The following is a 26,867-nucleotide window of genomic DNA, read 5'->3' as shown; positions in this document are numbered from 1 at the left end:
GGTAAAGTGTGATTGGCTCAGAGCGCGGGGCCTCTGGGAGGGAGGAGTGGGCCTGCTACTTGCATGAGTACGTCCAGACTCAGGGGCAGGGGTACTGCACCCCGCACCCGGGCATCGCGTTTCACAGCTTGGAATTCCGCGCTCTCGTCCGGCCGAATGAGAAAAATCACGGGTGGTGCCGACAAGATTGCCGGGTGGCAGCGGGAGTATACCCTGGCGATCATCCGGTCCAGCAAGGCTCCATTGATGTCGGGGAGGGTGAAAGCCACCAAAAAGAGAGCGTACTCCCGCTGGGTGATCCGCTCAAACGCATGCTCTCCGCTGGCGGCGTCGTCCACCTCGCAGGCGCAGAAAGCGGTTAGCAGTTCCCGGATGAGGCGCCGGTTGGGCAGGCTCTCATCAGCTACCAGCACGCGGAGGGGGGTCGGCTCAGGCATGGGACGCATGATGTATGGGGGTTCTGGCAAAATCCAGTCCAGACGGACTCCCTCAGGCAGTTTTGTACGTACCTCTCTATGACGACCGATTCTGCACAGAGAATGACGCATGGGTCCCATTTTCCTCTTGCGTTCCCCTGTAGCGTTTCCGAAACTGCCAGTCATGGCGCGCAGCACCCTTGATTTGAGCAACGCAAGACCCAGCACTGACGAGCGGAAGCAACGCGCCCTCTGTGAGAAGACTCGTAAGAGCCTGATCGAGAAGCTCGATAACTGGGAAGACCACAAGGTCTGGGACGAGTTCTACCAGACCTACTGGCGTCTCATTTTCAGCGTGGCAACGAAGTCCGGCCTCACACGTGAAGAGGCCTTTGACGTGGTGCAGGAAACCACGCTCGCCATTGCCCGGCAGGTGAAAAAGGGGCAGTACGACCCCCGCGCAGGGTCTTTCAAGGCCTGGCTCCTGCAGATGACCCGCTGGCGCATTCTGGACGTCTTTCGCGCTCGCAAGCGCCAGCCGTCCCTGGCCGATCAGGGAAACGAGAGCTCCGACAGCGCCGATCTGGCCATGGAGCGCCTCAGCCACGAGAAGGACAACATTCTGGAAAAGGTATGGGACAAGGAGTGGCGCGACAACATCACCTCCGCTGCCCTGGAGCGGGTGAAGTCCCGTGTCTCCCCCCGTCAGTATCAAATTTTTGACTGTTACGTGCTCAAGGGCTGGGGGGTGAAGAAGACCTCTGAGGTGCTGGGTATCAACGCTGCCCAAGTTTATCTCGCCAAGCACCGAGTCGGTGCGCTGGTCAAAAAAGAGGTTCAGGCTCTGGAATCCACGATGCTCTAGGCATTCTGTGGTTGGCGTGAGGATCTTTTCCCGGATCGACGGGGCGGTTCAGGTGCTGCCGTCTTTTTTCTTGCATCGTTCACTGGATGGTAGGGATCATCCTTGCTAGGTTTGCTGCAATCAATGCCCGCCCCTGACGAGCCCAAAGCCCCGACCCCCAACGCTGGCGACAAGTCATCGGAGAAGGGTGGTCGCGCTTCGGCCCTGCCACCGCCGCCGGGCGACGTGAAGCAGGGAGTGAAGATCGAGCCTCGCGGCCAGGTAAAGGCGGATACCCGCATCCCTCCCGAGGAGCCCGTCAGCACTCGGGACAACGACATCCCAATTCCCGACTTCAAGCTGATCCGGCGCATCGGGTCTGGAGCCTACGGGGAGGTGTGGCTTGCTCAGGCCATCACCGGTGCTCTCCGCGCCGTGAAGATCGTCTGGCGGGAGGATTTCGAATACGAAAAGACCTTCCGGCGTGAGTTTGAGGGGATTCAGCAGTTTGAACCCATCTCCCGCGGTCATCCTGGACTGGTGAACGTCCTTCATGTGGGCTGGAATGACGCCAACGGTTTCTATTACTACGTGATGGAGCTGGCTGATGACGCCCAGAGTGGGCGTGATGTCGATATCACCACGTACGTGCCACGCACGCTCACCACGGACTTTCGAAACCGGGGTCGTATCGGCCTCCAGGAGTGCAAGGAGACCGGGATTTTCCTCGCGGACGCCCTTGGCTACATGCACAGCCATGGCTTGACCCACCGGGACATCAAGCCGTCCAACATCATCTATGTAAAGGGAGCCTGGAAGCTCGCGGATATCGGCCTGGTCGCTGTCCACGGGGAGCGTTCCTACGTCGGCACAGAGGGATTTGTGCCCCCGGAGGGCCCTGGCACGTTCGCTTCTGATATCTATAGTCTGGGCAAGGTGCTCTATGAGATCAGTTCCGGGAAGGATCGTATGGAGTTCCCGGAGGTGCCGGAGGATCTGGGGGCGGCAGAGTGGAACTTGTGGCGGGAGTGGAACACCGTCATCTGCCGGGCTTGTGCACCCAGTCTCAAGGAACGCTACGCCAGCTCTGCTGACTTTGCCGCCGCATTGCGCATGGTGGGTGTGCCTCGTCCCGTGCCCCTTTCCCGACGCTTGGTGAATGCCACCTGGCATCTGGCGGTGGGCTCCGTGTTGAGCGGGGCGTTGCTCGCCGTGGTGCAGCGGGAGACTGCCTGGAGCTACCAGATTCAGGCCCCCGAGGCGAAGAAACTCACCCCAGAGGAGATCGCCCAGGCCAAGCTGCCCAATCCGGGGCGCATGTGGCTCAACAGCTTCGACATGCGCTTCACCTGGCAGAAGGATCGCCACGTGGCGGACCGGCCCGTCACTCTAGAACTGTTCAATCAGTTCCTGGAGTCCACCATGCAGTCCTTTGAAGGCGAGGTGGTGCCCAGCTTCCAGAAGGGGGGCAAACCTGAATACTCCGTGGTGGTACCCCGGGCAGATGCGACTGGATTCTGCAACTGGTTGACCGATCAAGACCGCGCGGCTGGTGCTCTTGGCTTGGACATGGAGTACGGCTGGCGGCCAGACACCACGCTCAAGCGCAGCCCGGGCTCGCAGAAGAACTGGTTTGCCATGCGTCTCTCGCTGGAGAAGCTGCAATTCGGCCAGGTACTGGTGGAGAGCCTGCCACCTCATGCTGAGGTCATCAACAACGGCGAAGTGCTCGGCACCACCCCGTTGTCCCTCTCGCGGATGCGGGTGGGGGAGGCCTCATTTGTGATGAGCCTGCCTGGCTACAAACGGGAGATCCTAAAAGGCAAGGTGGAGGAGGGCAAGCTGCTCACGCTGACGGCCAAGATGAAGCCCACCGACGCGGTGGCATTCGGTCGTAAGTGGAAGAACTCTCTGGGCATGGATTTCGTCCCACTGGGAGCGGTCCTCATGTCCGCCACGGAGATTCGCAGGGCGGACTACGCCAGCTATCTGCGATCCGTCCCCATCACCAATCCACCGCCAATTGACCCGGCGGAGGACAGCACCCTGCCCATGACCTTTGTCAGCCGGGAGGATGCCATTCACTATGCCAGGTGGCTCACCCGCACCGAGCAGGCCAAGGGGCTGCTGGAGGAGAATCAAAGCTACCGACTGCCTACAGACGATGAGTGGAGCATGGCCGCCGGGCTGCCTCGAGAGCGCGGCGATACTCCGGCAGATCGCAATCGCCGGATCGAGGGGTTCTATCCTTGGGGGTTCATCTGGGTGCCGCCAGTTGTGCCGGGCAACCTCTGGGACCAGAGTGCGGCAGATGACGCCAAACAGAAGAATGGCATCCCGGGGCTGAATGATGGCTTCGTCGGGCTCGCCCCGGCAGGCTCCTTCACGCCGGATGCGCGCACCGGCCTCAGAGACCTTTCGGGTAACGTCTGGGAATGGGTAGCGGAAGACTTTGGCGGGCCTGAGCCCAAGCAGCAGCGTATGGGCGTGGTGCGTGGCGGCAGCTGGCGTACTCGCGAGCGGGAAGAATTGCTGGCTTCTTATCGGCGACCCATGCCCACCGGCACTCGCAATGATGAAATCGGGTTCCGCCTGGTTCTGGGAGAGAATGGAGTCCTCGCCCGAATGGATGAGTAGTTTCGCAGCCAAGCTGTGAATCCTGGTGAGTCTCTCTGTCAGTCTGCCGGAATGGAATGCGCAACGCAATCCGGCCAGACGGAGCCCTCGAAGGCAGTGGTGGCTGAAAGACGCTTCTATCAGGCCTAAAATTTTCAGGCCTTCTCGTAGTTCGAAAGGTGGATGGGGCTCTCCTAGGGATGTGTGCTCTCAAATGAGAGAAACTAGAACAACGCCTCTTCTTTGTTGTCCAAGTTATCTGGAGAGCCAAATGATTATTCTTGCCATTGGAGAAAATTGTCCCAATCCCGTCGCGCTTGCATGAGAATTGCGGTTTTGTCACATTCCTCGATCGTGTAATGAGATCAGTAATGACTCGCAAATTTGATGCTTAATTCCACTTAACCTTAATTTTCTCAGTATTCCGGGCAGTTTCTCCTTGTCATTTTTTTGAACTTATAGTAATTGTGTGTCACATCGCTGCTAACCAGAAGCGCAGATTTTCCTGCTCATTCCTACGACACGATTTCTCAATCTCCATCCACCCTTTCTCTTGAACACTATGGCTGAAACCTCACCCGAATTGATGACGGTCAAGGAAACCGCGGAGTATCTGCGGATTCCTCTTCCGACCGTCTATTACCTCGTGCAACGGGGCCAGCTTCCCGCTGTGCAGATCGGAGGACGTTGGCGCATCAAGCGCAGCCTGCTTGACCGTGATGTGCTTCGCAAGGAAGAGGAGTCGGGTCAGCCAACTGTGTTGGTCGTGGATGATGACCCTGCTTTGCAGGCGCTGTTCAAGCAGTTCCTCAAGAAGGCCGGCTTCGGTCGTCTTGTCGTCGGCTCTGGTGCTGAAGCCATCTCTCTGGCCAAGAAACAGAAGTTTGACTTCGTGTTCCTCGACCTCAAGCTCCCTGACATTCCTGGAGATGAAGTTTACATCCAGCTGAAGGACATCCATCCGGACCTCCCTATTGTGGTGATTACCGGTTACCCTGACAGTGAGATTCTCAGCAAGATCCTGTCGACGGGGCCAGTCACCGTGATCAAGAAGCCCATCGAGTTCGATCAGCTCAACAAGGCTGTGAAGCAGCTCGGCCACAAGGGCGCTGAGATCGGTCTTTGACCCGATCCCGTGGTCGGCAGAAGCCGTCCTAGATGATTGACTTTTGCAACGGCCAGTCGGGAAATCCGGCTGGCCGTTGTTTTTGTGACGGATCGGAATGTGGATGAAATTACTTCCGTCTGGTTCTTGGTGCACACGATTGCAGAAGAGGGCATATTGACCAAGGCCCCAGTATCGTGCGTCATCCATTTCTCCATTGAACTGCCATGGTTGAATCCTCCCTGCCGATCTCTGTGGACGACGTGGCGCGGCACTATGATCAGCTGGACGGTTTTTATCGCGAAATATGGGGGGAGCATGTTCACCATGGCTTGTGGGAGACGGGGAGGGAAAGCTCTGATGAGGCCGTTCGGGCAATGTCTCATCTGGTAGCGGCCAAGGCAGCGCTGGTGCCGGGGGCGGAAGTATGTGATCTGGGGTGCGGCTATGGTGGGACTTCCCGCCTGCTGGCAGATGAGTATGGGGCTCGGGTCACGGGATTGACAGTCTCTCCCGCCCAGCAGTGTTATGCCGCTGAGGTCACGCATACGCCCGGGAATCCCTCGTATTTGGTGGAGGATTGGATGCGCAATCGGCGTCCTGATGAAGCCTTTGATGCCTTGGTGGCGATCGAGAGCACGGAGCATATGGCGGACAAACCAAGGGTGTTTTCTGAAGCTGCTCGCGTCTTGAAACCCGGCGGTCGGTTGGTGGTTTGCGCTTGGCTGGCAGGGGACGCGCTCAAGCCCTGGCAGGTGCGGCATCTGGTGGAGCCAGTGTGTCGTGAGGGCAGGCTTCCTGCGATGGGGACTGAGGAAGACTATGTGGCATGGATGGAGCAAGCGGGCTTTGCCATGAAGGAGCGGCTGGATGTGACCCGGAAGGTCTCCCGTACCTGGCCCATCTGCGCATGGCGCTTTGTTGTAGGGCTGATCCGGCGGCCGGGCTACCTTCGGTTTCTCCTTGATGCCCGCAATGACAACCGCATTTTTGCGATCACCATGGTGAGAATTTGGGTGGCTTATCGCACGAAAGCGATGCGTTACGTGGTGTTCGTGGCGGAGAAGCCGACTCGCTGACTCTTTCTTGCCCTGGGCTCAACGTCCTCATGGCGACCGTTGTCGAACCGTCGCGGACCAAGGGGGCGTATCTGACACAGAGATTAATCGCTTTCGTCCTCGTGCTCTGTATCGTTCCCAATTGTTTTGTCAGAGTAGAAATATCCCAATCCCCAGGAGATGAGAGAACGCGAAGCTGATCCCCCCATGCCCCGCGCCATGAAGGCCGGACGCGCTTTGCTGACGCTGGCATGCGTCATTGTCGTCATCGCCGGGCTGAAGGCCGGGGCGGGATTTCTCGTGCCTATCGTGGTCGCCTTTTTCTTGAGCGTGTTGAGCTTTCCGCTCATGCACTGGCTCATGTCCAAGAAGCTGCCTCATATGGTGGCGCTTTTTATCACGGTGGGGGCCATCGTGCTTACGCTTGGGCTCACCGTGTATGCCGGAGCCAGCCTGTTGCGCAAGTTTCAGAGTGAGGTGCCTGGTTATGTCCACAAACTCAAGACCTACGTGGATCAGACGGGTGCCTGGCTGGAAGAACGCGGTGTGGAAGGGGCCAAGGATACGGCCAATCAGGTCTTTGACGTGCCCACCATCATCTCGCTGGCGACGAATCAGGATGTGGTGAAGAACGTCGCCTCCATGGTGGGGACCACTTTCGGAACGGTGGCCACCTGGCTGGGGTCGACGATCATCGTCCTCGTAGTAATGATGTTCATCCTCATGGAGGCTCCCGGCACCACGAGTCGCGCCTCTGTGGTGGAGCAGGCGGGCGGGCCGAATCTTGCCGTCCTCTTGCAATCTGCCACGGACATCCAGAAGTATCTAGGAGTCAAAACGCTCATCAGTGCCGCCACCGGAGTGGCGGCCTTCATCCTTTGTTGGAGCTTCAATCTGAAGTACCCCTTGCTGTGGGGCATCCTGGCGTTTGCCTTCAACTACATCCCGGCTGTGGGCTCCACGGCGGCGGGCATCCCGGCGGTCATTGAGGCGCTTGTGCAGCACGGCGTGGGTCCTGCGGTAGGGGTGGCCATTGGCTATGCGGTCATCAACTTCTGCCTGGACAGCCTCTGGCAGCCCATGCTCATGGGGCGGCGTTTTGGCATCTCCGGGCTGGTCATTGTACTCAGCGTCATCTTCTGGGGTTGGTTATGGGGGCCTGCGGGCATGTTCCTGGCGGTGCCGCTCACCATGATGATGAAGGTTATTCTGGAGAATACTGAGGAGTTTCGGTGGATCTCCGTGGCCATGGCCAAGAAGAAGGTTCGCCATGGGGAAGTGGTGCTGGAAGTCCCGGAACTGGAAGACGACGAGGACACCATGGGTGGCGGGGCCGCCACAGAGCCTCCGGCAAACATCCCGCGCACGCGTGTGGAGAGCATCAACCGCACTCGCTGATCGAGGGTTGGCCGTGCACAAAAAAGCCGGCAGAATGTTCTGCCGGCTGGCGGGAGAGAGGTCCCTGTGATTGGGTGTCGGACTACGCGGCCGCCTGGCGACGGGCGCGTTCCTCATCCAGCAGCTTCATCCAGGCACCCATGTAGTAGCCGTGGTCATGGAAGGTGCGCCCGCTCACGAGGTTGCCATCCACCACGCAGGCTTCGTTGACGAAGATGCCGCCACAGACTTCCAGGTCGAACTGGCACTTGGGCACGGTGGCCATGCGGCGACCGCGAACGCAGTCGGCCCGGGCGGGAATCTCCACGCCGTGGCAGACACTGGCGATGGGCAGGTTCTTCTCAAAGAAGTACTTGGTGACCTTCAGCAGATCCCGGTCCTCACGGATGTATTCCGGGGCGCGACCGCCGCTGAAGAAGATGCCGGCGTACTCCTCGGCCTTGATTTCGACAAAGGTCACGTCGGCATTGATGGTGTAGCCCTCCCATTCCTTGGTGATGGTCCAGCCAGGCTTCACCTCATGCATCACCATCTGGTAGCGCCGCTTTTCGTGGGCTGCGACGACGGGTTGGTAGCCGCCTTCGATCAGGCGGTAGAAGGGGTAGAGGGTGTCCACCGTTTCTGTGGCGTCGCCGATAATGATGAGAACTTTTTCCATGGTGAGGGAGCGGAAGGGTAGGTTGTGTTCTTGCGCGCCGGTATGATGGCAGGGAGGAAAACGCGTGACAATGTGTCGGTTGTGCACGTCGTTGCACGCTGTGGATCCAGCGAGTGAAAAGCGCGAGTCTGAACGCCCGGTCACCATGGAGGAAGTGGCCCGCGCGGCAGGCGTGTCCCGGTCCACGGTCTCTCGTGCCTTGAGCAATCATCCGCGGCTTCCCGCAGAGCGATGTGAAGCCATCCAGAAGCTGGCGGGTGAAATGGGCTATCGTCGCAATGCCATGGTGTCAGCCTTGATGGCGGACCTCAAATCCCACCGTCAGCCCCGCACGGTCAATACACTGGCCTATATCACGGCGCACCCGACCCGTGAGGGGTGGCGATACCCCAATCCGAGCTTCGTCGAGTACTATGAAGGCGCGCGTGATCGTGCGGCTGAGCAGGGTTATTTGCTGGAAACCTTCTGGATTCAGGATCCCGTGCTGGAGGTGGAGCGCTTCAACAAGATGCTGCACACCCGCCACATCCGGGGCGTCTTGATTGCCCGTTGCCTGAGCCAAACGGCACCGTGCCGCTGTGCTGGGAGAATCATGCGGCCATTGCCATTGGTCATACGCTGCTGGAACCGTCCGTCTCCAGGGTGGTCCCCAACTTTTACCAGGGGAACCTCGTTACACTGGAGCATCTGCACGCACATGGTGCCCGGCGCGTCGGGTTTGCCACGGATGCCAAGACTCATGAGCGGGTGCAGCTTTCCTGGCTGGCGGCCTATCTGGTCTTCCAGCAACGGCTGCCCGCCAGTCGTCGGCTACCGCCCTTCATCTGTCCCGATACCGAAGGGACAGGCATGGCCGGGTGGATGCACACGCATCGTCCCGATGCCGTGGTGGGGGCGCAGAACCAGATTCTCGGTTGGATCAGAGCTGCGGGCATGATTGTTAACAGTCCTGGAGGGCTCATCTTCGCCAGTCTCAATACCGGGCGTTCTCCAGAGGATCCACCGGGGATCAATCAACAGTCACGGCTGGTAGGGGCGACCGGGGTGGATTTAGTGATCGGCCAGATCCATCGCAACGAGCAGGGGATTCCGGGTCAGCCGATGCTCACCCTGGTGCCGGGTGTCTGGCAGGGGGCGCTGCCGTAAGTGGTGTGGATCACGCGACCTCCCTGCTAGTTGGGTATCAGTACGAGCACCGTGGCGGAACGTACTTTCTCGATGATGGCGTCGGTATCCTCAGGGTTCGAGGCAACGGGAACGTCGAGCAGCGACTTGGCATCCGGGATGGATTCAATGAAACTTCGCAGGGCCTTGCTCTTGACGGCATAGTTGACGTTCTGCAGGGCCTCGCCCTGAGAGTTGGAGGTGAGCTTGGAGCGGATCACGCCCACTACCCAGCCGCTTTTCTGGTGCACCAGGGCTCCGCCTGAGTTTCCACCCTGTACGGGGACGGAGATCTGGTAGGAGTTTTCGTCATCGCGCAAACCCCGGGTGCTGCTGATGGTGCCCTCGGTGAACTTTGGCTCGATGCCCTGGAGCGTGGGCTGGGGGAAACCCACGGTGAAAACATTCGTGCCCAGGGAGGGCTCACCCATGGTGATGGGCAGCCAGGCCCCAGGTGTCACCTCCACTTTGAGCAGGGCCAGATCCCGTTCTTCATCACTCTTGACCACCCGGGCGTTGACAATCTTGCCTCCCGAGGTCCTGACCTCGACATTGATCGCTCCTCGAACCACGTGATGATTCGTGACCAGCCATCCGCTCTGGGCCACGAAAAAGCCCGTCCCCATGGAGCGGTATTTCTGATCTGTGAACAGAGGTGAAACAGCCCCGGGAAGGGCGGGCTGAGTTGTTTGGATGTTGCTGCGGGGATCCGCCAGACCATAGATGGCGCGTACAAACTCTGAGGGGGATCCCTGAGCTCCAAACCACTTCCGCAGCACTGTGTTCTCGGTCATCTTGGCGAGCAGCGCCTGTTCCATGTGCAGTTGCACGTTGGTGCGGAGACTGCCATTTTGCAGGGCGAGTTCCGTCTCGGTATTCACTTCCTCCAGCGCCGTCAGAAGGGCGTCGGCCACGGCATCGTTGCCTCCCGTGACGTGCAGGCTGAGCTGGGCGCGGATGCTCTTCCTCTCCGCTTCGCGTCGGGCATTCGCGGCCTCGGCGTCTTTTCGTTTCACTTCATCGTCGGCCTTCTTCTGAGCCGCTTCAATCATGGCCACCTGATGGCTGCTGGAGTTCTCAATGCGGCGCTTCTCTACCCAACCCATGCCCCAGCGAATCACAAAGATGAGGGCGATGAAGGACACGATGCCAATGCCGATCATCGCGTACAGGGCATTGGTCTCGGCCTTTTCTTGTGCAGCCTTGGCGGCGGCCGCTTCGGGAGATTGGGGTGGCCTTGGAAGCCCCGGGCTGTGCGGGCGGGGTGGGCCGGGACGTGTCGGAGCCTTATGAGGCGGCGGATTGGGGTGAAAGGCTTGGTCAGTTGGGGTGGCTTGAACGGGAGCGGCCGCGTGACTGATGGGCGGTGGCGTGGGCGGGCTTGCCAGGATGGCAACGGGAATCACGGGTTGCGGGGGTGGTGGCTCCACGGCAAACACCTGACCGCAACTGGGGCAGCGAATGTGCCCTTGTAGGAGGGTGGTGTCCATCTTCAGACTGACCTGGCAATGCGGGCAGGCAAAATTGGCAATCATGGGAAGGCTCCTTGGCGGAGTTTACGCCATGTGCTCGTGGACGAACAGATGTTTCTTTGCGCGATGGAAAATTACAGGGTGTCGGATAACGACGTGAGTTGCCGCCATGCGTTGAACACGATGCCGCGGAGGAGTCTGACGGTCCTCGTCGTTTCGGGAGCGGAGAGGTTGGAGGTGCAATGTGCCAACTGTGCAGGCCGCCCTTCTCAGACCGCTGAAACTCTTTTGGAGTGAGTGCTCATCTCTCCTCAACCCAACGTAGAGTCGCCGGAAGCTCGTCAACGTTGGGCTTGTAGCCACATCCTCTTCGAGGAAAAATTTCAGTCTGTTTGCTTTCATGCCGACGATCGTCACCACGCACTCGAACCTGGAGGGTTCACCATGAAAAGCTATGCGGTGGAACGAACGAGCGAGGAAACCCATCGAAAACGTGGAGCGGTAGGCCATCAACGCGGGCAAATATTCCCAAGCGGGCACTGCCCGTCCAAGGCCTACCACTCCGCGGTAGCGCTGTGCTCATGCTTTTCATGGGTTTGGCTTGTGGTGAACCCTTCGGGTTCGAACTTCCCGAACACAGAGGGAAGGGGATCAGCCGGTGCTGCCAAGGAACCTCGCGGTTCGAAAGGCAGTCAGACCATCACCATTCCCCCTTAGCAACGGATTGGCGAAGGGGAGCGCAGGCGGCTGGAACAAAAAGAGGGCCTCCACCGGATAACGATGTCCTACGCGGGCGGGGCCGCCCTTGTGGCAGGCGAGCCGCCTGCGCTCCCCACAAACACCCATGTGCAGGTCGGTTCCTTGGTGACCACCCCAAACGCGCGCGGTTGGTGCGTTCTCCTCAGGAGAACACTACTGTCTTGTTGTGGTACACCAGGACCTTGTCTCTCACGTGCCACCAGAGGGCCTTGGACAGTACGGTCTTCTCCAGGTCTTTTCCCAACCGGACCAAATCGGCAACGCTGTCCTCATGGGTCACCCGCATCACGTCCTGATGGATGATGGGGCCCTCGTCCAGAGCTGCCGTCACATAGTGACTGGTGGCTCCGATGATCTTGACCCCTCTTTCATAGGCCTGATGGTAGGGCTTGGCTCCCACAAAAGCGGGGAGGAAGGAGTGGTGAATATTGAGGATCTGATTGGGGAACTCGCGGATGAGATCCTCGCTCAGGATTTGCATGTAGCGGGCCAGCACCACGGTATCCACCGCATGCTCGCGCAGCAGATCGATTTGCGCCCTCTCCTGCACAGCCTTGGTGGCAGGGCTCATGGGAAAACAGTGGAAGGGGATGCCAAATCTCTCTGCCGCCGGCCGCAGGTGTTCATGGTTGCTCACGACCACCGGGATCTCCACGGGAAGTTCGCCCGCCTCATGCCGGGACAACAGGTCGTAGAGGCAGTGGCTTTCCTTGGAGACGAAGAGGGCCACCCGCTTGCGCTCGCTGGAGAAGTGGAGTGTCCAGCCCATGCGGTACTTCTCACCCAAGGGAGCGAAGGCGGCTGCGATATCGTCCTTGGCCAAGGTGAAGTTTTCCACGGCCCATTCCACCCTCATGAAAAAGAGATTCTCCGGGGGGTCAATGTGCTGCTCCAGATCCAGGATGTTTCCTTGATGGGCAAAGATGAATCCCGTCACGGCATGAACCAGACCCGGTTGATCCGGGCAGTGGATGAGGAGAGTGGCGGTATCTGATGAAGACATGGGCAACGGGGCGGGAGATCGCCCGGATTGCCGGTCTCAACTCCACATGGTTAGGGAGAAAGTGCGCGGGAAGGGACTCGAACCCTTAAGCCTTTCGGCACAAGATCCTTAGTCTTGCGCGTATACCAATTCCGCCACCCGCGCTGGTCGAGAGGGGCTTTCTATGTACGCCAGACCTGAAAATGTGCAAGCATCTTTTGCAAAGTTTCTGCGAAGTTTTTTGTGAGCCCAAGAGGAGGGGAGGGACGCTCAAGTGGAAGAGGATGAGTAGAGTGCAACTTGGGGCCAAGCCCTGGTCCCACAGACACGATGACGGGGCCCATCAATCGCTGCGTAACGATTGGGTCTGCAAAAACGGCAGTCGTTGCGGGCAGTCGATGGAAGGGCAGCGTGACCTCGCGACCTGCAACCAAACATTCGTGCTGCATCGCATGCGAGCGACGTGGAGGCGTTGATGGCGGTGGGGCGAAAGCGGATGATCATCCTCCGCGGAGGTACCCAACGTTGACTCGCTTAGGGCTCGTCCAACGTTGGGCTGTGTTAGAGATCCCGCTGGGATCAACTTCGGACTGTGGCGAGCGCTTCAAAGACCCGGTGCCATCCACTCGCTCAGTCGAAGTTCTTCCTCGAAGAGGATGGGGCTACAAGCCCAACGTTGACGAGCTCCAGCGAGTCTACGTTGGGTACGGGTGTTGGAGGTTTTTACTCCGAAGGAGTTGTGGCGGTCTGAGAGCCTTTCGCATCCAAGGTTCCTTGGCTGGCACTAACTGAAGCGTCTGCGAGCTTCGCCTTCTCGCCAATGTCACCCAGTTTCGACAGGCTCTTGTCCTCCACGCGCTGAACGCTGGACCATGCCACTTGCCAAGATCACTACTCCGATTTAGATCGGTTACCGATGCTGTAGGGCAATCCCTGAATGGCAGAACGTTATCGCGTTGAACCCTTCCACCTCACGTCCCGCTCCTCTCCCTAAGGCGGTTGGGAAAACCGGCCTCCTCAGCAAGCGGCAGCCGAGATCAGTCCAGATCAGCAGTCGCACAATCGACATTCCTGAAATGTTATCCCTTGGGTTGCATTGGCGGTGTGAGGCGAAAAATTCACCGCAGTTTTTCGGAATCTGGATAGACGTTTATTCAAGTATTTGCGACGATAAGCATGCTTTAAGGGAAGGGGAGGCAAGTCGTGATCTGTCGTGTGCTAAGGGGCACGTGGGGCCTTGGTGAGCTGTTCGCGACCTCGAGTGGAGAGAGTCGTGAAGATGCGTTTTTACAATCAACTGGCAGTCACGATGTGTTTCCACGGCCTGCAAGCACCTCGATGCCTCCTACCGGCTGCCGACAGTGAAACGTGCGGAATAGCAGCCTGATGCCCACACCATAAGTCTTATGCGTACACTGCTCAATGCCCCAAAGCGGTTTCTCTCTTGCACCTCGATCTCTTTGGCCCTGGTGGCCATGGTGGGGTGCAACACCTACTCCACCGCCACCAAAAAACGGCTGAGCCACCATTCGAGCACGGTTGCTGGACAATACATTGACCAGGCTGGCAAGCGGGGGCACGCCGGTCCCGAGGCGCAGATTGGTACCTATCTGGACGCCACTGCGGCTGCCATTGCGACCGCCAGCTCGGCGCTCGCGAAAAATCCCGCCAAGGCGCAGGCACTTGCCGACTACAACTTCGCCGTGGCGCGGATCTTTGAGATTGTTGATACCGCCGGACTACAGCCCTGGTCGGCTCCGGTGCGCTGCCCGGGAGCCAAAAAGGAATGGCTTCTCTCGCTGAAGTCCAACTCACACCCGGAGCAGAACCCTGCCAATTACCAGCTCATGCCGGCAGACCGCTATGCATTCAAAGGCAGGCTGGTGGTGGAGCAGGCGGACAAGGAAGGGCTGGGGGCGGCACTCGTGGCCAAGAGCAAGGTGCCTGATGCCACGAAGATCGATCCCTTCGCGCAAGGGAAACACGTCTACTATGGCATCACCGGTCTGGTGGACATCCAGGGATCGCACGCCACGCTCAGGGTCCAGGACCCGCTGTCTGCGGAGACGGTGGTCATGCAGGGGCGCTCGTATCCTCTGGCTGCAAACTTCACCGCGCCCATCGCTCTCGCTTTGGCGGAGTTGAAGCCCCGCAGGCGTGAGCTGGGAAGCCTTTTCAAACCGGATGAGTTCGCCAGCGGCCCACGGCTGGCGAGGCTCCAGCCGTACGATCCGAAGAAGATTCCCATCCTCTGCATCCACGGGCTCGGTGATTCCCAGGCCACTTGGGCGCCGATGATCGAGTCACTGCGCGCTGACCCGGTCATCCGGCAGAACTATCAGATTTGGTTCTTCAGCTATGCGTCGGGCTATCCCTATCCCGCCAGCGCGGCCTTTCTGAGGAGGCAGCTTGACCTTATCAACGCCCGCTATCCGGACCACAAGCCCATCGTCGTCATCGGCCACAGCATGGGAGGCATGATCAGCCGTACGCTCATGACGGACAGCGGCATGAAACTCTGGTACGCCATCTATGAGAAGCCGCCGGCGGAGACGCCTTTCGCAGAGGAGACCACACGCCAGTTCATGAAGGAGGCGCTCATCTTCGAACACCGCCCCGAGATCTCACGCGTCATCTATGCTTCGCCCTCGCACCGTGGGGCAGACATGGCCACCACTTTCTTTGGCCGTCTCGGTTCAAAGATCATCGGTGGGCCCAAGAACCTACTGAAGGGGGACAGCAGCGCGCTTGACCTCGCCAAGCCAGGCTCCTCCGGCACGCACTTGAAGAAGATGCCCAACAGCATTGATTTCCTCGATCCTGAGAACCGCTTTGTGAAGAACCTCGCCGAGCTGCCTCTCGCACCAGGCATTCCCTATCACACCATCATCGGTGATCGCGGCAAGGGCGGGAACAAGGATCACACCCCGCCGGTAAGCTCCGATGGCATCGTGCCCTACTGGAGCAGCCACCTGGATGGCGCTCAGAGCGAGATCATCATCCCCAGTGGTCATTGGACCAACCAACACCCTCAGGGCATCGCCGAGGTGAATCGCATTTTGCATCTGCACCTGAGGGAGGGGCCACAAGTCATCACGTCCCGATGACACCGCAGCACATGGCGGGATAAGGGGTCCTGCTGACTGAGAGGCTAAAAAGGCAGGTCCCTCCCGGGGCCTGCCTTTTAGAATCTCGTGATGGAAGGGCCTAGCGGGGATCGCGACCGGTCATTTCCACGAACTGCTGGCGGAGGCTGTGGCAGCGTTCCGACCAGGCGCCTACCTCACGCTGCAACTCCATGACCTGCTTTTCCAGCCACAGGCAGCGCTGCTTGAGGTTCGCATTGGCTTCGCCCGTGCCGAACTCCTCGCCATAGCCGAGGGAAATCTCCTGCGTGCCGCGCACCCGGTGGGGGCTGGCCTTGAAGAAGGGGAGGTCGCTGAGACGGGTCTTGGTGCCTTCCAGGGTATTGATGACGGAGACGTTCTCGTCAATCTCACCGGTGGCCAGAAATTCTTGAAGCGTGCCGACGCTGGTAGGACCATAGAGGAAGTTGTCAGACATCTCCACCAGCCAGTCCATCTGAAGGGCTGTGACCATCGGAGCCCGCATCCATGTCCGGCGCTCATCATTGGAGACTCGGTCCATGGGGGAGATCTTGGCTTCCGCCGCCCAGATCCTCAACTGGTCCAAAGGGGCGGGTCCAAAGATCTCGTTGCCTGCCACTTTAAGGAGATACCAGTGATTGCCATCCATAAAAAATATCCTAACGGAAACGAGGTTCGTGAGCCAAGACAAAAATGTGGCCGGACGAGAGGCGTATTATTTTCATGATGGTTTTACGCGCAGTTTTTGACTATGCTTCAGTCATGGTCGAGCAGCTTCTTCAGGTAACACGGCAGAGGGCAGGGACGGCGGCGCTGTGTGTCGCCTTCCTGACTGGCTGCAAGGGGGTACCCATGTCCGACGCTCCCACGGGCTCCCACATCAGTGGCCTGCCGCAGAAGGAAGAGAAGGTGGATCCGGCCTCGGTGCTCTCCATGACCTTTGAGGAGGCCAAGAAGGTCAGTCCGAAAAGCCTGGAAATCCCTCTCTTTTACAAGGTGGCTGCTGATGAAATTACTGTGTTGAAGTCTGACGCAGCGGGCCAACCGCTTCGGGTGAGGGCACGGGGCAAGGTGTATATGCAGGTGGACTTTCGTGAACAACTTCGGACGCTGGGCCAGGAGGCCTACATCGAGAGCGGCGGCGAGCTGATTGTGCGAGGCAAGCCCTTGTTGCAGCGAGGTCGCACGGTGGTGGAAGGGCTGAGTGATTACACCGTCTTCTACATCAAAGGGCTGCGTCTGCAGGTGATCGGCAGTCATCGCAAGACGACGCAGGATGCCACGGGCACCCCCGTGGTGATGCCGGAGTGGAAGCGTTCATGGAAAGAAGGGCCCAATCCGCTGCTGCCCGCCCTGTCACCCGAGGATGTGCCTAGAGAAATCCGGTCCAGTCCGCTGCTCCCTCCAGTGGAAGGGGCCAGCGACATTCCGCAGATGCTCCCGCCAGAGACCATGCCCCCGCCGCCCCGGAAGTCTGGGAGTGCGCCGACAGATGCGGTGGATGCACCGGAGGACAAGCCTGCCGCAAATGGCAGTCCGTAGGGCTGGGCCGGAGGGGACGGCGGGTTATTTCCGGCCTCCCGGCAAGATTGCGCCCTCATGGCACGCATTGGTGCCATGACACGTCGTGTTCTTTTCCTGTTGGGATGGATGTTGTGTGCCGCGGGTGGGACCGTCTGGGCCCAAGAGGGTGCTGGCTGGAAGGCGGCCGCTGCCTCCGTCAAGATCACGCCCAAAGAGCCCATGTGGATGGCTGGGTACGCCTCCCGCACTACCCCATCTGACGGGGTGGCCCAGGATCTCTACGCCAAGGCGCTGGTGCTGGAGGATGGGCAGGGTGGCCGTTTCGTAACATTGACGATGGATCTCATCGGCATTCCCAGCTCACTGCGGAGTACGGTGGTGGAGGCATTGCGGAAACAACATCAGCTATCACCAGAGCGGGTGTTCATGAACTGCTCCCACACGCACTGTGGGCCGGAGTTCCGGGTGGGGAGGTCCCTCTACCTGGAGGTGATGGATCACGGAGACGAACGTGGAGCCCAGTATGGGGCCTGGCTGGCGGAGGAACTGGTGCGGCTCACGGGAGATGCCATAGGCAGGCTCGCCCCGGCGAAGTTGAGCGCGACCCATGCCCGATGCGGTTTTGCCATGAACCGGCGGCAGCCCACCCGACTGGGTTTCAAGAACAGCCCGTACCCGGACGGTCCGGTAGATCACTCGGTGCCGGTGCTGGAGGTGCGGGGCGCGGAGGGGGAAAAGCTGATGGCGGTGATGTTTGGCTACGCCTGCCACAATACGACCCTGAGCTTTCAGCAGTTCTGCGGCGACTACGCTGGCTATGCCCAGGAGTACCTGGAGGCGGCGCATCCCGGTGCGGTGGCGCTCTTTGTGATGGGTTGCGGCGGGGACCAGAATCCCTACCCACGGGGAAAGCTGGAGCTCGCCCAGCAGCACGGCCGCACCCTTGCCAATGCGGTGGAGACAGCCCTCACTGTCACACAAAAGCAGCCGGTAGGCGGGACGGTGAAAGCGGCCTTGGGCACGGTGGCGTTGCCTTTTGCCCCACCGCCTTCCAAAGCCGACCTGGAGAAGATGGCGGGATCCACGAATCGCTGGGAGGCCGCCCATGCAACCATGCAGCTTAAGAAACTGGAGGCCGAAGGCAAACTGGCCTCCAGCTATGACTATCCTGTCCAAGTCGTGAAACTGGGGGCGGACTTCACACTGGTCGCCCTGGCGGGTGAAGTGGTGGTGGACTACGCATTGCGGCTCAAGAAGGAAATGCCCAAGCAAGCCACGGTCTGGGTGGCAGGCTATTCCAACGATGTGATGGGCTACATCCCCAGCCGTCGTGTGCTGGAAGAAGGCGGGTATGAAGCCGGCGGCGCCATGCTCTACACAGCCCATCCTGGTCCCTGGAAGCCTGAGGTGGAAGAGCTGATCATGGGCAAAGTTCACGAACTGCACCGGCAGTTGGCTGAGTGATCTTCTCTGAGCCTCCGTTAATCTATACGCACTCTTTTGCGCCCTATCACCCATGCACAATCGTCGCGACTTTCTTCTTACCACCCTTCAAGGAGCCGGGGCCCTGGCTCTGCCCTTTGCCACCGCTGCTGCTGCGCCTGCTACAAGCGCAGGTGCCAAGCACAAGTTTTGCTTCTTCACCAAGCACCTGCAGGGGCTCAGCTTTGAGGAGATTGCCTCCCATGCCGCCCAGCTCGGTGTGGACGGGATCGAGGCACCTGTACGACCCAAAGGACACGTGGAACCTGAGCGGGTGGAAGAAGATCTGCCCAAGCTCATGGAGCAACTCAAGAAGCACAGTCTGGAGATGACGATCCTCACCTCCGGCATCAATGAGGTATCTGCTGCACAGAACACAGAGAAGGTGCTGCGGACGGCCAAGGCTCTTGGCATCGCCCGGTACCGCATGAACTACTGGAAGTATGACTTGAAGCAGCCGATCTGGCCCCAGTTGGACAAGATCAAAGCAGGAGTGAAGGACCTGATTGTCCTGAGCAAAGAGATCGGAATCCAGCCTCTCTTCCAGAATCACCACGGCAAAGACTATGTGGGAGCTCCGATCTGGGATGTGGCGACGCTGATGCGCGACTATCCGACAGAAGACTGGGCCTTTGCCTTCGACATCCTGCATGCTTCAGTGGAAGGCGGAACGTCCTGGCCCATTGAGCTGAGGCTGGTACAGGACCGGATTGGCGCGGCTTATTTCAAAGACTACCAGTGGGCCAATGGCAAGGCGGAGGTGGTGCCGCTGGGAGAGGGGATGGCACCGGGCAAGGAGTATGCGAAGCTGCTGAAAGCGGGCGGTTATGCTGGACCTGTGAGCTTGCATGTGGAGTATATTAAAGACAAACTCGATACCAAGGAGGAAGTGCAGAAGGCGTTTGAGGCCACGCGCCGCGATCTGGCCGTATTGAGAGAATGGTGGGCGTAGCGCAAACACGCGGGAGGCACGACTGATGTTCATGAAGAAGGCAAGCAAGCGAGTTCTGAAGGCCGGCTTTTTCTTCATGAGCACCATTTTGATGGTGGGAAGTGTTCCTGCTGCGGACTGGCCCCAGTTCCTGGGGCCCAACCGGGATGGCGCGGCCGCTGATAGTGAGCAAGTGATCAAGGGCTTCGCTTTTTCGGGCGTGAAGTTCCGCTGGAAGCATCCCGTGGGCACTGGATTTGCCGGGCCCGTGGTGGTGGGAGACAGGGTGATCCTTTTCCATCGAATAAACGACCAGGCCATCGTGGTGTGCGTGGACGCCGCCACAGGCACCGAGGAATGGCGCTACACCTACGCCAATGCCTTCAAAGACAGCTTCGGATTCGACAACGGCCCGCGGGCCTGCCCAACGGTGGCGCAGGGCAAGGTGATCATCCATGGAGCCGAAGGCACGGTGCAGGCACTGGATCTCACGACGGGGAAGCGACTTTGGGGATTTGATACCGTGAAGGAACTCAACTCGCCTCAAGGCTTCTTTGGCCGCGTGTGCGCACCTCTGGTGACGGATGGGAAGGTGATCATGGAGGCAGGAGGAGCCAACGGCAAAGGAGCGGCCGGAATGATCGCACTCAGCCTCGATGATGGCCGCATCCTATGGCAATGTCTCAAGGATGAAGCCAGCTATGCGGCTCCCATTCTCAAGCTCGGAGGCGGGGCGACGTTTCCCGCGATCATCGCCTGGATGCGCAATGATCTGGTGGTGGTCAATGCTTTGGATGGCGGCGTGAAATTTCAGCAGCGGCTGCGTTCCGATGCAGACGCCTCTGTGAACGCTGCCACGCCCCTCTGGTGTGGTGAAGACAAGCTCTTCCTCACCGCCTGCTATGACGTGGGAGCGAGTCTCTGGCAATGGAAGCCGGAGGGGAAGTTCACGCGTCTTTGGCAAAAAGAGGATGTGCTGGACGCCCACTACAGCACTCCGGTGTACTACGATGGATACCTCTACGGGTTCCATGGACGCCAGGAATTTGGCCAGTCCTTGCGGTGCGTCCGTGTGCAAGATGGCAAGGTGATGTGGGAGTCCGGTCGGGTCGCAGGCGGCACCCTGCTGCGTGTCCATGACACCTTGCTCGTGCTGACGGAGGCGGGCGAACTTTGGTTGGTCGATGCCTCACCTGCGAAGTTCAACCGCCGGGGGCAGGAACAGATCCTGCGCGGGGGCCACCGTTCACACGGGGCGTTCTCCAACGGTGTGTTCTTTGCCCGGGATGACCGACAGGTAGTGGCGGTGGATTTGAGACTGCGTGAGGAGTAGCAGGCTGATGGACTCGCAGGGAGTGGCTACTTCTGTTCTGCGGGAGGAGGGGACTCTGATTTGGGAGCGTCCGCCTTTGCGGGGGCCTCAGGTGTTTTGCCTTTTTGCGCCTGATCTTCAGCCTGAATCTTTTCGAAAAGTTCCCGCGCCAGCTTCATCCTGTCTTCAGGCGTCGAATTAGCGAGAGTCTCGCGCTTGTCCCGCATGCCCTCGATGAATTTACGGCGCCCTTCGTCGGACAGGGAGTTGAAACGCTTGCGCTGCTCGCTTTGAAACTCGCGTTGCTCTGCAGTCATGGTACGGCGCTCTCCAGGACTGGAAGAGTTTTGCTCCCGCTTCAACTGGGCGAGAGAGTCCTCCAAGGAGGTGACTTTTTTCTCCAGAGCCGCCAGACGGTCCGTCAGCAACTTGATCGTCTCCTTGTCTGAAGCTACTGGCTCTTGGGCAACCAAAGTGGCCGTCAGAGAACTCCACCCAAGGGCGAGTCCCATTCCCATCAATCGCAGGCAAGGGGCTTTCATTCCCTCCAGCATAGGCAAAGTGGCATCGTCCCGTCAAGCCGGGTGTCTAGAGACCCGGAATGTGACGCACGACGCAGCCCTTGGTGGGGCGGGGGCGGGTGGTCCATTTAGGGCCCTCGTTCTCGCCGTTGTAGCCTGTGTCCAGACGCAGTCCGGCGATCGTGCAGAACACATGCCCCTTGCGGGCATAGATCGTGATCCATTTGCCCGGCCCGGGTTTGCCAAATGAGCGGAACTCGTTGGAAGCCATGGGTGTCTTCAACAGACCAGCATGATGGAGGACGTACGAAAGGGTGCCGGAGCAGTCATAGCCTGCGTCCTCGATGCGCCGGTGACCCCCACCATAGATGTACGGTTTGCCCTGGAGTCGGTTCCCCGCTGCCACCGCACGTTTCACTGGCTCAGGGGCGTTCGTGGGGATCAGAGCGTATTTGCCCTGAAGGACGGCAGATTTTCCGGGGACGAACTTGTAGGTATAAGACTCGGGCGTACTGCTGCAACTGGCGAGCAGTACGAGGCAGAGGGTGGCCGCGATGGGGAGGAGGCGATGCACGAGATTGGTTAAGATATCTTAAGGGTTTTAGAGGCGAGTGGCGAGAGCAATTTCAGGCGCATTTCCCAGTCGTATGCTAGCTATGAAGGGACATGCGGATTTCAGAGACAATTTTTTTCTGTGCAGGGTGAAGGGAAGCTGACCGGGGTCCCTTCCGTATTCATCCGCACGTCGGGGTGCAACCTGAGGTGTCGTTGGTGTGATACCCCCTATGCCTCATGGAAACCCGAGGGGGATGATGTCTCCGTGGAAGATATTCTGGCAGAAGTGAACCGCCACCCCACTCGGTACGTGGTAGTGACCGGGGGGGAGCCCACCATTGCCGCGGGCATCCGGGAGCTGCTCCAGGGCCTCCGGGATGCCGGCAAGCACATCACGATCGAAACCGCCGGCACGGTGATGCCAACTGGTCTGGCATGCGACCTAGCTTCTCTCAGTCCGAAGCTGGCGAACTCCACACCCAGTGTGGAAGAGGCAGGGCAGGGCTGGCATGACCGCCACGAGAAGACGCGTTTACAGCCAGATGTGCTCCGTGCCTGGACGGAGAAGTACGAACATCAGCTCAAGTTTGTGGTGTCTGCAGAGGAGGACTTGGCCGAAATCGAAAGCCTGCTGGCCGAGGCAAAGATCGAAACTGCTCCCGAAAACATCCTCCTCATGCCCGAGGGACGAGAGCAAACTCGACTCCACGCTGTGGCCCCCCAAGTCGTGGAGTGGTGCAAAGAACGCGGCTGGCGCTTTTGCGCGAGATTGCACATCGACTTGTTCGGCAATAAGCGGGGGACGTAAGCCCGCTTCGCGGGCAGACAGAAGACTGGAAGACGAAAGACAGAAGACCTGAGGTCGGGAGCGGATTGGGGCGACGTCTGTTGTGGTGAGTGCTTTCATTCCCACATCCAAGGGCGTGTTTCCGTCTGATCATCCCTTTGATGATCTGAGATGAGGTTGGAGTGCCGCCTTCCGTCGGCGCATTTGCAAGGGCTGTTGTTGAACCTATTCAGAATGCCGTGCGGTGAATCGCGCATGCCGTCACAAGTCTCTTCGGTTATCTACTCCTCTGCCTGCACAGTCGGCGTGCCCCTCTAAGAAGATGCGGCTTTGAGGCCATGCCATCAGAGGAGAAGAGTTAGGCTACCAATGCGTGTTTGAAATGATGATTTGGGCCTTTCAGCCCCTCGGCTGGCGATGGCGTGCAAATCAAACACGCCCCTAACGCCCCTTAAGTAACCTCTCTTCGTGACCGAGGTGAGGCCGAACCTTCGATCCTTTTGAGTGCTGTGGTCCCGCCTATTGGCATCAGGGTTCTCGTCGATTCCCCTGTCGCGAATGGCCAAACTCAACGGGCAATCGAGCCGATTGGGATCAGTGGTCTTCGCCCGCGGGGCCGGAGACCCCGGCTTTCTTTAACCTGGTGGCCGCGCACGGGAGAAGGTAGAAGAGTCGTCCCGGCTCTTGGGTAACACTGGGCGATGAGAGAACAAGAACCGAGACGGTTCTTCTGCACTCTTCCATCCCACAAAAAAAAGCCCCGACTCGCATCGCGAATCGGGGCCTTAACATCTCTTGCCGCTACTGCTGGGCGGGCTTCTTGGCTTCGCCAGCGTTGGCGGTCTGGGGCTGGTGGGAGGAGACCTCGATGAGGTCGCGCATCACATTCACCGTCTCCAGTTTGACCGGCTCCACGCCGAAGGGGAACTGGCTGTCATCGGAGGCGTCATCGTCGTCATTGCTAGAGGCCATGCGCATGCCGGTGGTCTGCTCCTTGGTGAAGCTGGACTCTTTGACGAGTTCGGTGGCGTCCACGTTGTCCAGAGTCAGGCGATAGCGCTCAAAGCCCTGCTTGTACTGCTTGGCCACCTCTTCGGTGCGGCGTTTGCGCTCTTCCTTGCGGACCTCAAAGCGGGCCTTGTTCTCATCCAACTCCTTCTGGCGGTCCTTCTCATTGAGGCTGACCGTGTTCTTGTCGAGACGCTCTTTGATGCGCTTGGTGTCCTCGATCACGAACTGGAACTCTGGATTGGAATCCAAGCGGGACTTCACGCGGGTGTTCAGCTCCTGCAGAGGCAGGGGAGTCTTGGTCGCGTAGGTGAAGGTCCGCGGTGGGATCGTGTCGTAGGGAAGGGCCTGGGGCAGGGAGTCTTCACCGATCTCCATCACGTCGCGGATGCTGGGCAGCACCACGTCCGGAATCACGCCACGAAGCTGAGTGGAACCACCGGCAATGCGGTAGAACTTCTGGATCGTGACCTTGAGGGAGCCGGCGCGGCTCTTGTCGCTGAAGAAGGGCATATAGCGCTCCACAGGCAGGATGGTCTGCACGGTGCCTTTGCCGAAGGTGGATTTTTCACCCACGATGACGGCGCGGCGGTAGTCCTGCAGGGCTGCGGCGAAAATCTCGCTGGCAGAAGCGCTGGCCTTGTCGGTCAGCACAATGAGGGGTCCTTCATACACCGGACGCTCGTTGTCACAGTCGCGCCAGGTGATGTTGTTGCGCCAGTCTTTAGCCTGCACCACTGGGCCTTTCGGGACGAAGAGGCCGGTCAGCTTGATGGCTTCCTCCAAGGAGCCGCCACCGTCGCCGCGGAGGTCAACCACGAGGCCTTCGATGCGCTCGGCCATGAGGCGCTTGAGCAGGCGGGTCACATCAGCCGTGCAGCTAACCGTGCCGTCTTCCATGTCGGCATAGAAGGAGGGGAGGGTAATCCAGCCGATCTTCGTGCTCTTCCCGTTCACGGGAGGAGTGAGGAGCAGTTCGGCGTTGGCAAGCTTTTCCTTCAGCTCCACTTCACCGCGCACGATGGAGATGATTTTCACTTCGGAGGGGTCCTCGGCAGCGGCGGGGTTCACCTTCAGGCGGACCACGGTGCCAGACTTGCCGCGGATCATTTCCACGACCTTCTGAAGTTTCATGTACTTGATGTCCACCCAGTCGCTGTTGGGACCGGTGCCATCGCCTTGAGCCACGGCCAGGATCTTGTCACTGATTTTCAGCTCGCTCTGCTTGTCAGCTGGGCCGCCCACCACGATGCCCTGGATCTCGGCCACGTTGTCCTTCGTGCTCAGCAGCGCGCCAATCCCCACGAGGGAGTGGTTCATCTGAATCTTGAAGTTGTCGGACTCCTGCTGGCTCATGTACTCCGTGTGAGGGTCATAGCTGCCCGCAAGGCAGGAGAGGAAGTAGTTCACGATGTCTTCCTGCTCGTTCTCAGCGAGCTGTTCCAGGAGGCGCTCATAGCGCTTGAGCACACGCTTGTCCGGCGGATCTTCCTCACCGGGGTCTGCTTTCACGGCCTTATCAGCCTTGGCCGCGGCTTTGGCGGCTTCTTCGGGATTCTCGGCAGCCTTCTTGGCTCTTTCCTCAGCCTTTTTCTTCTTGGCCTCTTCGCGGGCCTTGTCGCTCAGTCGCTCGGCGAGCAGGTCACCTTCAATCAGGTCGTTCCAGAGCGCGTCGGAGGCCGCTTCATTGGCAGGCCAGGGAGCCTTCTCACGCTTGACCTCAAGGGACCGGTTGGAGTCGAACGTGAACTTTTTGGTTTCCAGCACCTTCTTCGCGTAGGCGACACGCTGCTTCACCCGCTCTTCGTACTTGTAGTAGATGTCGAGCGCTGGACTGATGTTCCGGGTCAGGATGTGCTCGTCCAGGCTGGTGGCGTAGTCGGTCTTGAATTTGTCCACATCCTCCTGGGTGAGGTAGATGTGAGAGAAGTCGAGAAAGTTGAGGTAGCTGTCGAGCAGACGCTTCGAGATCTCATCGTCAAACTCCTTTCGGGAGTAGTGATGATTCTGAAGCATGTAGGCCACATGCATGGCCACCTGCCCATAATTGGTTTCGGCGCGGACCTTTGGTCCTGCAAGGAGCAGTGAACCGAGGACCGCCGTAGAAAAGAGCGTGGAGGCGTAGCGCATGGACACTAGAGGTCTTATTTATAATCAAAACGTCGCTCGAAAGCACTTGATCTCCAAGAATTTGCTTTTCCGCATTGAAATGTCCACCTCTTTCCCGCTGATTACCCGCCCATGCTGAAGATTTCGTCTTTTACCGGCGGCATTGCCGCCACCAACGGCTACCTTGTAGAAACCGGAGAATCAGCGTTTGCGGTGGACGCACCCGATGGTATGGCCGCCTGGCTCAGGGCACAAGGTAAATCCACGTTGCCCACCCTCTTGCTAACACATCTTCATTTTGACCACGTGCAGGATGCGGCGGCCATTCAGCGGGACCTTGGGGCGAAGGTGTATGCCTATGCCGACTTCTCCAAGGAGCTGACGCTGGAGTTTTTGATGGCTTTCGTCAGCGGCACGCGCTTCGAAGTGGCTCCGTTCAAGGTGGATCAGCTTCTGAAAGACGTGCCAGCCGTGATGGCGGGGGGGCTGGCCTGGCAGGTGGCCCATGTGCCGGGGCACTCGGCGGACAGCATCACCTTCTACAACCCGAAGTCGGGCGTGATCTTCGACGGGGATGTGCTGATGGCGGGTGGCATGGGGAGATGCGATTTCCCAGGGGGCAGTGAGGAAGTGCTGCTGGCGGGCATTGAGAAGCACCTCATGAGTCTGCCAGATGAGACGGTGGTTTATTCCGGGCATGGCCCTGAGACCACTATCGGCACCGAAAGGGAGACCAACCCCTACCTGTGATTCAGGGTGGGGCAGGTGACCGAGGGTTCAGTCTTTAGGGCGCTTTTTGGCTCCGGCAGTTCGCGGCGCACTCAGCTCTTGGGCTCGATCCGGATTCATTGCCTCCAACTCCGCAGGAGTGGGGCCTCCGCCGAATTGTTTCCAGTAGAGCTCTTTGAAAGGGTTCACGGCAGGTAGCGGTGCGTTTTCATTGACCATCTGTGGCCTGACCGACTGCCACCAGGCTTCATAGGAGCTGGCCAGTTTCTTGACCACCTCCGGCTTCCCACTGGCGAGGTCGTGTTCTTGAGCAGGATCGGATTTCACATC

The 26,867-nt window shown here is 59.2% G+C and carries 21 protein-coding genes, 1 tRNA gene and 1 pseudogene; 13 read left to right on the top strand and 10 right to left on the bottom strand.

Features of this window, described 5'->3' with window-relative positions; genetic code table 11:
- Nucleotides 1–17: 17 nt before the first annotated feature.
- Complete coding sequence (locus tag BV034_RS36225; protein WP_265593209.1) at nucleotides 18–437, bottom strand: hypothetical protein; 420 nt, start codon at nucleotides 435–437, stop codon at nucleotides 18–20.
- A gap of 163 nt (nucleotides 438–600) precedes the next feature.
- Between BV034_RS36225 and BV034_RS19735 the strand changes: the two genes are divergently transcribed.
- The 5 genes from BV034_RS19735 (at nucleotide 601) to BV034_RS19715 (ending at nucleotide 7,437) form a co-directional block, all read left to right on the top strand.
- Nucleotides 601–1,281, top strand: coding sequence for a sigma-70 family RNA polymerase sigma factor (locus BV034_RS19735; RefSeq protein ID WP_051946106.1), 681 nt, complete (start codon nucleotides 601–603; stop codon nucleotides 1,279–1,281).
- A gap of 123 nt (nucleotides 1,282–1,404) precedes the next feature.
- Entirely contained in the window at nucleotides 1,405–3,897 is a 2,493-nt protein-coding gene (locus BV034_RS19730) for a bifunctional serine/threonine-protein kinase/formylglycine-generating enzyme family protein (protein WP_050028708.1), read from the top strand.
- A 541-nt stretch (nucleotides 3,898–4,438) separates the two neighbouring features.
- Nucleotides 4,439–5,002, top strand: coding sequence for a response regulator (locus BV034_RS19725; protein WP_050028707.1), 564 nt, complete (start codon nucleotides 4,439–4,441; stop codon nucleotides 5,000–5,002).
- 206 nt (nucleotides 5,003–5,208) lie between these two features.
- Nucleotides 5,209–6,060, top strand: coding sequence for a class I SAM-dependent methyltransferase (locus BV034_RS19720; RefSeq protein WP_050028706.1), 852 nt, complete (start codon nucleotides 5,209–5,211; stop codon nucleotides 6,058–6,060).
- A 186-nt stretch (nucleotides 6,061–6,246) separates the two neighbouring features.
- Nucleotides 6,247–7,437 (top strand): AI-2E family transporter, encoded by a 1,191-nt coding sequence (locus tag BV034_RS19715; protein WP_265593208.1) that lies wholly within the window; start codon nucleotides 6,247–6,249, stop codon nucleotides 7,435–7,437.
- An 82-nt stretch (nucleotides 7,438–7,519) separates the two neighbouring features.
- On the opposite strand, the gene BV034_RS19710 is transcribed toward BV034_RS19715, so the two are convergent.
- Nucleotides 7,520–8,095: a DJ-1/PfpI family protein gene (locus tag BV034_RS19710; RefSeq protein WP_050028725.1), complete on the bottom strand. Its 576-nt coding sequence runs from the start codon at nucleotides 8,093–8,095 to the stop codon at nucleotides 7,520–7,522.
- A gap of 549 nt (nucleotides 8,096–8,644) precedes the next feature.
- Here BV034_RS19710 and BV034_RS36220 point away from each other — a divergent pair.
- The gene (locus tag BV034_RS36220) at nucleotides 8,645–9,241 is read left to right on the top strand and encodes a hypothetical protein (protein ID WP_265593207.1); all 597 of its coding nucleotides are present in this window, start codon (nucleotides 8,645–8,647) and stop codon (nucleotides 9,239–9,241) included.
- Between the two features lie 26 nt (nucleotides 9,242–9,267).
- Here BV034_RS36220 and BV034_RS19695 read toward each other — a convergent pair whose 3' ends face one another.
- The 3 genes from BV034_RS19695 to BV034_RS19680 form a co-directional block, all read right to left on the bottom strand.
- Nucleotides 9,268–10,794, bottom strand: a complete 1,527-nt coding sequence (locus BV034_RS19695) for a trypsin-like peptidase domain-containing protein (protein WP_081887953.1) — start codon at nucleotides 10,792–10,794, stop codon at nucleotides 9,268–9,270.
- 838 nt (nucleotides 10,795–11,632) lie between these two features.
- Nucleotides 11,633–12,493 carry a formyltetrahydrofolate deformylase gene (purU, locus tag BV034_RS19685; RefSeq protein WP_050028700.1) on the bottom strand — a complete coding sequence of 287 codons (861 nt, stop codon included), beginning with the start codon at nucleotides 12,491–12,493 and terminating at the stop codon, nucleotides 11,633–11,635.
- A 62-nt stretch (nucleotides 12,494–12,555) separates the two neighbouring features.
- Nucleotides 12,556–12,637 (bottom strand) — tRNA-Leu (locus BV034_RS19680).
- Between the two features lie 1,241 nt (nucleotides 12,638–13,878).
- Here BV034_RS19680 and BV034_RS19675 point away from each other — a divergent pair.
- Nucleotides 13,879–15,579 (top strand): alpha/beta fold hydrolase, encoded by a 1,701-nt coding sequence (locus BV034_RS19675; RefSeq protein ID WP_050028699.1) that lies wholly within the window; start codon nucleotides 13,879–13,881, stop codon nucleotides 15,577–15,579.
- A gap of 100 nt (nucleotides 15,580–15,679) precedes the next feature.
- Here BV034_RS19675 and BV034_RS19670 read toward each other — a convergent pair whose 3' ends face one another.
- Nucleotides 15,680–16,228 (bottom strand): hypothetical protein, encoded by a 549-nt coding sequence (locus BV034_RS19670; RefSeq protein WP_050028698.1) that lies wholly within the window; start codon nucleotides 16,226–16,228, stop codon nucleotides 15,680–15,682.
- Nucleotides 16,229–16,431: 203 nt separating this feature from the next.
- On the opposite strand from BV034_RS19670, the gene BV034_RS19665 reads away from it, so the two are divergent.
- The 4 genes from BV034_RS19665 to BV034_RS19650 all read left to right on the top strand — a co-directional run bounded on the left by BV034_RS19665 (nucleotide 16,432) and on the right by BV034_RS19650 (nucleotide 20,849).
- Nucleotides 16,432–17,121, top strand: coding sequence for a hypothetical protein (locus BV034_RS19665; protein WP_050028697.1), 690 nt, complete (start codon nucleotides 16,432–16,434; stop codon nucleotides 17,119–17,121).
- Between the two features lie 75 nt (nucleotides 17,122–17,196).
- Nucleotides 17,197–18,567, top strand: a complete 1,371-nt coding sequence (locus tag BV034_RS19660; protein ID WP_265593206.1) for a neutral/alkaline non-lysosomal ceramidase N-terminal domain-containing protein — start codon at nucleotides 17,197–17,199, stop codon at nucleotides 18,565–18,567.
- 52 nt (nucleotides 18,568–18,619) lie between these two features.
- Complete coding sequence (locus BV034_RS19655) at nucleotides 18,620–19,537, top strand: TIM barrel protein (protein WP_050028695.1); 918 nt, start codon at nucleotides 18,620–18,622, stop codon at nucleotides 19,535–19,537.
- Between the two features lie 76 nt (nucleotides 19,538–19,613).
- The gene (locus tag BV034_RS19650; RefSeq protein ID WP_265593205.1) at nucleotides 19,614–20,849 is read left to right on the top strand and encodes a PQQ-binding-like beta-propeller repeat protein; all 1,236 of its coding nucleotides are present in this window, start codon (nucleotides 19,614–19,616) and stop codon (nucleotides 20,847–20,849) included.
- A gap of 26 nt (nucleotides 20,850–20,875) precedes the next feature.
- Here the strand turns inward: BV034_RS19650 and BV034_RS19645 are convergent, their stop codons facing one another.
- Entirely contained in the window at nucleotides 20,876–21,340 is a 465-nt protein-coding gene (locus BV034_RS19645; protein WP_265593204.1) for a hypothetical protein, read from the bottom strand.
- A gap of 76 nt (nucleotides 21,341–21,416) precedes the next feature.
- On the bottom strand, nucleotides 21,417–21,923 hold the full coding sequence (locus tag BV034_RS19640) for a hypothetical protein (protein ID WP_050028692.1): 507 nt from the start codon (nucleotides 21,921–21,923) through the stop codon (nucleotides 21,417–21,419).
- A 120-nt stretch (nucleotides 21,924–22,043) separates the two neighbouring features.
- Between BV034_RS19640 and BV034_RS19635 the strand changes: the two genes are divergently transcribed.
- Nucleotides 22,044–22,712 (top strand): 7-carboxy-7-deazaguanine synthase QueE, encoded by a 669-nt coding sequence (locus tag BV034_RS19635; RefSeq protein WP_265593203.1) that lies wholly within the window; start codon nucleotides 22,044–22,046, stop codon nucleotides 22,710–22,712.
- Between the two features lie 780 nt (nucleotides 22,713–23,492).
- Here BV034_RS19635 and BV034_RS19630 read toward each other — a convergent pair.
- Nucleotides 23,493–25,829, bottom strand: a complete 2,337-nt coding sequence (locus tag BV034_RS19630; protein WP_050028690.1) for a carboxy terminal-processing peptidase — start codon at nucleotides 25,827–25,829, stop codon at nucleotides 23,493–23,495.
- Nucleotides 25,830–25,940: 111 nt separating this feature from the next.
- Here BV034_RS19630 and BV034_RS19625 point away from each other — a divergent pair, with 111 nt between their 5' ends.
- Complete coding sequence (locus tag BV034_RS19625) at nucleotides 25,941–26,558, top strand: MBL fold metallo-hydrolase (RefSeq protein WP_050028689.1); 618 nt, start codon at nucleotides 25,941–25,943, stop codon at nucleotides 26,556–26,558.
- Nucleotides 26,559–26,585: 27 nt separating this feature from the next.
- Here BV034_RS19625 and BV034_RS19620 read toward each other — a convergent pair.
- Nucleotides 26,586–26,867, bottom strand: a pseudogene (locus BV034_RS19620) (arylsulfatase); the annotation flags it as partial.

Source organism: Verrucomicrobium sp. BvORR034, assembly GCF_000739635.1.
In the GTDB taxonomy this organism is placed as follows: domain Bacteria; phylum Verrucomicrobiota; class Verrucomicrobiia; order Verrucomicrobiales; family Verrucomicrobiaceae; genus Verrucomicrobium.
The sequence above is the reverse complement of the archived record's forward strand: the minus strand, read 5'-3'. Positions and strand labels throughout refer to the sequence as shown.

What these genes read in the sequence shown, in the direction of transcription:
- purU (WP_050028700.1), bottom strand. Translation starts at nt 12,493, where the DNA reads ATGTCTTCATCAGATACCGCCACTCTCCTCATCCACTGCCCGGATCAA.
- BV034_RS19625 (WP_050028689.1), top strand. Translation starts at nt 25,941, where the DNA reads ATGCTGAAGATTTCGTCTTTTACCGGCGGCATTGCCGCCACCAACGGC.
- BV034_RS19730 (WP_050028708.1), top strand. Translation starts at nt 1,405, where the DNA reads ATGCCCGCCCCTGACGAGCCCAAAGCCCCGACCCCCAACGCTGGCGAC.
- BV034_RS19665 (WP_050028697.1), top strand. Translation starts at nt 16,432, where the DNA reads ATGTCCGACGCTCCCACGGGCTCCCACATCAGTGGCCTGCCGCAGAAG.
- BV034_RS36225 (WP_265593209.1), bottom strand. Translation starts at nt 437, where the DNA reads ATGCCTGAGCCGACCCCCCTCCGCGTGCTGGTAGCTGATGAGAGCCTG.
- BV034_RS19695 (WP_081887953.1), bottom strand. Translation starts at nt 10,794, where the DNA reads ATGATTGCCAATTTTGCCTGCCCGCATTGCCAGGTCAGTCTGAAGATG.
- BV034_RS19715 (WP_265593208.1), top strand. Translation starts at nt 6,247, where the DNA reads ATGCCCCGCGCCATGAAGGCCGGACGCGCTTTGCTGACGCTGGCATGC.
- BV034_RS19710 (WP_050028725.1), bottom strand. Translation starts at nt 8,095, where the DNA reads ATGGAAAAAGTTCTCATCATTATCGGCGACGCCACAGAAACGGTGGAC.
- BV034_RS19630 (WP_050028690.1), bottom strand. Translation starts at nt 25,829, where the DNA reads ATGCGCTACGCCTCCACGCTCTTTTCTACGGCGGTCCTCGGTTCACTG.
- BV034_RS19645 (WP_265593204.1), bottom strand. Translation starts at nt 21,340, where the DNA reads ATGGGACTCGCCCTTGGGTGGAGTTCTCTGACGGCCACTTTGGTTGCC.
- BV034_RS19655 (WP_050028695.1), top strand. Translation starts at nt 18,620, where the DNA reads ATGCACAATCGTCGCGACTTTCTTCTTACCACCCTTCAAGGAGCCGGG.
- BV034_RS19670 (WP_050028698.1), bottom strand. Translation starts at nt 16,228, where the DNA reads ATGGATGGCAATCACTGGTATCTCCTTAAAGTGGCAGGCAACGAGATC.
- BV034_RS19735 (WP_051946106.1), top strand. Translation starts at nt 601, where the DNA reads ATGGCGCGCAGCACCCTTGATTTGAGCAACGCAAGACCCAGCACTGAC.
- BV034_RS19720 (WP_050028706.1), top strand. Translation starts at nt 5,209, where the DNA reads ATGGTTGAATCCTCCCTGCCGATCTCTGTGGACGACGTGGCGCGGCAC.
- BV034_RS19650 (WP_265593205.1), top strand. Translation starts at nt 19,614, where the DNA reads ATGAGCACCATTTTGATGGTGGGAAGTGTTCCTGCTGCGGACTGGCCC.
- BV034_RS19660 (WP_265593206.1), top strand. Translation starts at nt 17,197, where the DNA reads ATGACACGTCGTGTTCTTTTCCTGTTGGGATGGATGTTGTGTGCCGCG.
- BV034_RS19675 (WP_050028699.1), top strand. Translation starts at nt 13,879, where the DNA reads ATGCGTACACTGCTCAATGCCCCAAAGCGGTTTCTCTCTTGCACCTCG.
- BV034_RS19725 (WP_050028707.1), top strand. Translation starts at nt 4,439, where the DNA reads ATGGCTGAAACCTCACCCGAATTGATGACGGTCAAGGAAACCGCGGAG.